At 41.3% G+C, this 6,176-nt stretch carries 5 protein-coding genes; all 5 read right to left on the reverse strand.

The window, feature by feature from the left end; genetic code table 11:
• Positions 1-566: RagB/SusD family nutrient uptake outer membrane protein (locus HP439_RS16985; protein WP_172391531.1), on the reverse strand; the 566-nt coding region annotated here is incomplete at its 3' end.
• A gap of 10 nt (positions 567-576) precedes the next feature.
• Positions 577-3,855, reverse strand: a complete 3,279-nt coding sequence (locus tag HP439_RS16990) for a TonB-dependent receptor (protein ID WP_172391532.1) — start codon at positions 3,853-3,855, stop codon at positions 577-579.
• A gap of 158 nt (positions 3,856-4,013) precedes the next feature.
• A complete protein-coding gene (locus HP439_RS16995) occupies positions 4,014-5,150 on the reverse strand; it encodes a FecR family protein (protein WP_172391533.1) in 1,137 nt (378 codons plus the stop codon).
• Positions 5,151-5,201: 51 nt separating this feature from the next.
• Complete coding sequence (locus tag HP439_RS17000; protein ID WP_172391534.1) at positions 5,202-5,786, reverse strand: RNA polymerase sigma factor; 585 nt, start codon at positions 5,784-5,786, stop codon at positions 5,202-5,204.
• 197 nt (positions 5,787-5,983) lie between these two features.
• Positions 5,984-6,176 (reverse strand): GTP-binding protein (locus HP439_RS17005; protein ID WP_172391535.1); only part of this gene is annotated, 193 nt, incomplete at its 5' end.

Consider the following 6,176-nt stretch of genomic DNA (forward strand, 5'->3'; position numbering starts at 1 on the left):
GTTGTCTTATCGGCGCGAGGTGTGTTTTTCCCAAGTTCTTCAATCTCCTGCGGTGTTGCTCCGACCGGTATATCGACTACGGGAGTCGGGCCAAAAGTATTATATAAATAATAATAGGAAACTGCTCGTATAAACCGAGCCTCTGCTTTTACTCTATTTACCTTTTCGGGATCTAAACCTGTAACTTGATCAGTCAAAACGATGACAGAATTTGCACTTGCCACTGCTTGATACATTTTTTGCCAAAACGAATTTAGAAAGCTATTGTTTACTGCCCAAGTGAACTGAATAAACGGTGCTGCATCTTTTTCTAAACCTCCGCCTGTCTCGAAAGCAATATCTGTATTAAATTCGTTCATCATATAGGTATAGTTCCTGTGGTCGTATCCTATGATCCGTGAACGCGCATAAGCTCCCGTCAGCAATGCATCTATACCGGTCTCATCTTGTAAGAACTTATCCGGATCATATTCCGTATACACTTCTTCCTCCAAAAAAGAGTTACATCCCGAGCCCCCAATTATTAAGGCCAAGAGCATTATATATTTTCCAAGTTGTATTTTCATGATTTTCAAGTTAAAGGGTTAGGTTAACGCCCACACGCACTGTTCGCGCGAGAGGATAGCTGTTGTATGCGACTTTAGAAGTTGAACTAGTTCCAGTTGCTGATGCGTCAGGGTCATATCCTTCATATTTTGTCCATGTCATTAGGTTTTCTAACGATAAAAAAACATTTAACCTATTGATTTTCTCACCACCGGAAAAAAGTTCATAGTTTATATTGACATTTTTCAACCGCAAAAAAGAAGCATCTTGAATGGTCATGGAATTAATAATATAATCACCACCATACATTGTAGGATTGACCGCACTCGGGTACTTAGAGCTAGGGTTCTCCGGCGTCCAACGATTTAACAGATAATTTGCGAGTCTATTTCGATATTCATTCGTCGGGTATAATGTTTCGGTGACGTTTGCATCTAACATGCTAATTCCACCTACATATTGAAGCAAGAAATCAAGACTGATATTTTTATAACGGAAACTATTCGACAAACTCATATTCAACGTAGGAAAAGGTTTACCTAAAATTGTTCGATCGTTCAAGTCCAGTTTACCGTCTTGGTTTTGGTCGACGAAACGGATGTGCCCCGGTTTAGCATTAGGCTGTACAGAATTCACAATCTCCTGTTCGTTTTGGAAAATGCCGTCGGTTTCAAACCCATAAAAAGATAACATTGCATGTCCTCGTTCTACTAATTGATAATTGGAGATGAAGCTAGCGATTCCTCCGGTTATTAACTGCGGAATGAAATCGGGTAATTCTTTTACTTCATTTTTCAGGAGCGCTAAGTTCAACTGGGTATCCCACTGCCAAGTTGGACGTCGAAAGTTTTTGGAGTTAAGTTGAAAATCAATCCCTCGATTTTCGACATTCCCATAGTTCACCATATAACTGCTGAAGCCTACAACGGAAGGTATTGGCTTACTAAATAGCTGATCCTTGGTATTACGTTTAAACGCATCTACCGAGCCGCTTATTCTACCCTTTAAAAGCTCGAAATCGACTCCAATATTAATCTCTTCTGTCGTCTCCCATCTAAGGTTTCTATTGGGCAAACGCGCAGGCACAACGCCTTGGTATATTTCACTTCCAAAAACCGCATTTCCGGACGCTACAAGTGTATTGATCGTCTGATAATTTGAGATACCCTGATTTCCTAGTTGACCATACCCCAATCTAAGTTTAAGACTGTTTCCGCGATCTTTCCAATCAGCGAGGAAGTCTTCTTCACTTATCCTCCATGCTAACGCTCCCGATGGGAAAACAGCATATTTTCTATCATCAGAAAATCTAGAAGTACCATCCGCCCTAAGCGATGCCGTTACCAGGTATCTACCATCAAAGTTGTAGTTAACACGTCCTAAGATCCCATTTAGCCTGTTGCGGCTCTTGGAGGATTCAACCAAATCACTTTTATCGCCGTCTCCGCTTTGAAGTAAGTTATACGATGTCACATCAGATAAAAAACGCATAGCGCTAGCACCGACTCCCTCGGCTCCAAACTCTTCAAACGTCGTTCCAGCCATCACCTTAAGATCGTGAGCTCCCGATGTATATTGATAATTTGCAATAAACTCTCCCAGCCACTGATAACCGCTGGATGCGTTCTTCATACCGATTCCACCGCTAGAGAGTCCATTTATTGTACTGCGGTCCGTATACCTTGACTGCATGGAATTCGCTGTACTTCCACCAAGCCTGACTGTTCCAGTAAATCCCTTAAAGAACGTGATATCGGTGGTAAACGAGCCATAAAACGTATTATTTAAATTGTTCTGCTCAATGCCATTTATTAAGGCCAGTGGATTATCCAGTGCGATAAAGTTATTAAGATAATATCGCCCGTTCGCATCTTTACCCGCTGGCAAAGTAGGATCAAACTGTATTGCCGAATTTAATGCCCCAGCGTTCTCGTTGACGCCACCTGAAGCGTATAGCGCCTTCTGTTTACCCCGCGTATAGTTACCGTTAATGGTAAATTTTATAAAATCTTTTGGCCTAAACTCCAAATTAGTTCGAAAATTAAGCTTGTCATACCCAGAATTCCTCACCAAGCCATCCTGTCCAAAATAATTCACCCCACTGTAAAACCTACTTTTGTCCCCTCCTCCTGAAAAACTTATTTGGTGATTCTGTACTATCGCATTTTTTTGGAATAATTCATTCTGCCAGTTTGTACCTTCACCAACTTTTTCGATTTCCTCAGCACTATATATAAGATCCCGTCCAGCGTCCTTTCGTATGCCGTTGAGTACTTCCATATACTCGCGTCCATTAAGGACATCTAGTTTTTTTGAGACATTTTGCATGCCAACATAATTATCATAGCGCATTTGGGCTACCCCTGATTTGCCTTTTTTCGTTGTGATAAGAACAACTCCATTTGCGGCCCGCGTGCCATATATTGCTGCGGCAGATGCATCCTTCAAAACATCTATGGATTCAATATCATCGGGACTCAGACTGGCTGGATCAATCCCCGGGAGGCCATCTACAACAACTAGTGCATCGTTATTACTATTTATGGATCCCGCACCACGAATTTGAATTTTTGTTCCTGCGCCTGGTGCCGAACTCGTTTGGCTAATTGTCACCCCTGGCGCCTTTCCATTGATAAGCTGAAAAGCATTGATATTTGCTCCTTTAGTAAAATCTTTAGCCTGCACACCGACAATTGACCCTGTCAGATCAGACTTACGCTGCGTCCCGTATCCCACAACGACAACCTCATCAAGGGTTTCCAAGCTTGGTGACAATGTGATCGAAAGATTTTCAAATCCATCATAGGAATGGGTTTTGGTCTGGAATCCTATGTAGCTGATTCGCAGCTCTCCTTGAGCCGGTGCTCTGTCGAACTCGAAATGCCCATTTGCATCGCTTGAGGTCTCTTGGTTGGCATTAATTAGGGTAACACTTGCCCCAACAATCACCTGTCCACTTGAAGACAGAACAGTTCCCTGTAACGAGCGTTGCTTCACAACGCTGCCATTGATCTGCTTTTTCGGATGGATCAATATGGTGCCCCCCGAAAATTCGTAGGTCAAATTTTTATCTCCCAGCACTTTCTCTAACACGGCTTTTAAGGGCACATTCCGTATGTCTAAGTAAACCCGTTGATCTTCATTTACCAAACGGCTATTATAAAGGAAATCCTTCCCTGTCTGCTTCCGGATCTTTCCTAAGACGGTTTTAAGGGTCGCTCCTTCCGTCTTTAAAGTCACATTTTGTCCATAACCTGCAGCACAAACATGAACAGCTGTTATGCAAAGTAGCACAATGATTAGTTTCATACAAATCAAGGTTTTGACAAATTTCCTAAACAGGAAATGCCATAATACATTAGATTCTTTATACATTTGAGTAGGTATAAATTAATTGATTAAGTAGTATAAATTTTGGTCAGTTAATTGCCGCGGAGATGTTGCAGCATCTCCGCTTTCTTATAGTTTTATTTATCTAAAACATATATTCCTCCTTTTTTCGTCGTGAATTTTAGATTTGATACCCGTTCAAGCTTTCGCAATAGATCGTCAATTCTTTCCGACTTTTTATAGGTTCCGGAAAAACGATCTAAACTTTTCGCTTTAATAACAACATCTTTTACGTTATACCAGACTTTTATTTCATCCATCAATTGCTCGATAGTCAAATCGTCGAACTTAAAATAACCTTGCTGCCATGCTAAGAGGTCCGTGGTATCCACCGTCGATCGCTCCAATTTACCATTGTCGTACGTCGCCCGCTCCCCTGGCGATAGCCTGAGTGTACTTCTCTTGCTAGAGACGACAACGCTCCCCTCCAACAGCGTTACACTTTCTGAAGCCTCAGGATAGGCGGAAACGGTAAAATGCGTACCCAAAACTTTCGTTGTACTTTCTGCAGTACGTACCAAAAAAGGCTTTTCAGCATTGTGAGCCACTTCAAAATAAGCCTCCCCAACGACAGTCACGACTCGTTCCCTCCCTTTAAATATTAAAGGAAAGCTCATCGTTGAGTTATGGTTAAGCCAAACATTTGTACCGTCCGCAAGCTCGATTCGCTCGATTCCGGCTTTGCTTTTTATGGTCATGTGAGGTGTGCTTAATAGCCGATCAGCAGCACTCGCTGCGATGGCTATCTTACCTGTTGTATCGCGCTGAATACCAAATATCGATAGCTGCGCCTCAGCAACGGGTTCTAACTGTGTCCCCGTAATAGTACTTGCATATATTTTACCTGACTCTGATTTGAGTGTTATATGTTCCGCAAGTTTCGAAACTTGCTGCCCAGAACTACCCAAGTGAAAATTATATAGCAAAGCAAACATAATCATACTACCGACGACCGCCGCGGCAACTAACAACCATCCCCTGTTCGAGTTACCTGTGGAAGGCAATTCCTTTGAGATGGAGTCCCATATCGCTTCCTTTTCCGTTTCGTCGACCTGAATTTTTTTGCCGTATTTTTGATAATAATCAAAAAATTTCTGCTGTAGGTTTTCCGACGGATTATTGGTGAACATATCGATCAGCTCATCATTGTTATGATGATCCTTTCGGTTCTTAAAAAAACGCTGTATTAATTTATCTACGTTATCCTTATTCATAATGAAGCCTGTTCATTATAAGAACAACTTTGGATAAGGGGAAGGACTAGTCTATTGGAAAAAAAAGTGTAAAATAAAAAAAGAAAACGGAGCTGAAAACTTGTCGTTCATCGGAAACTCCCGTCGGATCACCTTTAATGCGCAAACAAGATGATTTTTAACCGTGTTGGTAGAAATCGAAAGCCGCGTAGAAATTTCTTTGTGTGTCAAGCCGTCAATACGACTCATTCGAAACACCTGTTGCTGTCTGGTTGGAAGCTTACAAATGACACGCTCCAAAGCTTCCTCAATTTCCTTCTCAATGAAACTATTATCCGTGACAAAATCTCCGTAATCATTCGCTGATATTTCTCGAAATACAAACCTTTCGCGTTTCAAGGTTTTCAAAAGGTTAAAACTTTTGTTTCGACAAATGACAAATATAAATGCACGGATGTTACTTTCTTCGTTCAAGTCTGCGCGCACTGACCATAACTTCAGAAATGTATCTTGAACTATCTGGCGAGCATAATCTTCGTCGTCCACGATATTAAAAGCGAGCTGATACACCATAGGAAAATATAGATCATATAGTGTGCGTAATGCTCTTTGGCTGCCCAGAGCCAGTTCTTTCAATATAATGGTATGGTTACTCAAGTCTATTGCGTTAGTCAACCAAAAATAAACTTTTTCATCCGGTTATCAAGGATTTTCTGATGTAGAGGGTAGTTATTTTCAAAAAAATGACGCTACATTCTACCGCACTTCCAGTGCCTTTCACATGGAAAGATTGATTTCGCTGACATATAAAAACAACATGTATCAATAGGAATTTTCAACCATATCGCCACATTTTAAAAGTTTTCTGGAAACTCATCCGTCCAAGTTGTAAAACGCCAGCCAGAGGCCTCCTCTTCAGTCAACAGACAGCGTTCCAATTCTTCTATACACGTTTCTTTATCAAGATTCTGCCCTATGAATACTAGTTCGTTCTTTCTATCTTCCCATTCTGGATGCCATCGATCTAAAAGATCGTTCCTAATATCC

The organism is Sphingobacterium shayense (assembly GCF_013179575.1).
In the GTDB taxonomy this organism is placed as follows: Bacteria; Bacteroidota; Bacteroidia; order Sphingobacteriales; family Sphingobacteriaceae; genus Sphingobacterium; species Sphingobacterium shayense.

Excerpts from the sequence above, each read along its gene's own strand:
- HP439_RS16995 (WP_172391533.1), bottom strand. The coding sequence starts at position 5,150 with ATGAATAAGGATAACGTAGATAAATTAATACAGCGTTTTTTTAAGAAC.
- HP439_RS16990 (WP_172391532.1), bottom strand. The coding sequence starts at position 3,855 with ATGAAACTAATCATTGTGCTACTTTGCATAACAGCTGTTCATGTTTGT.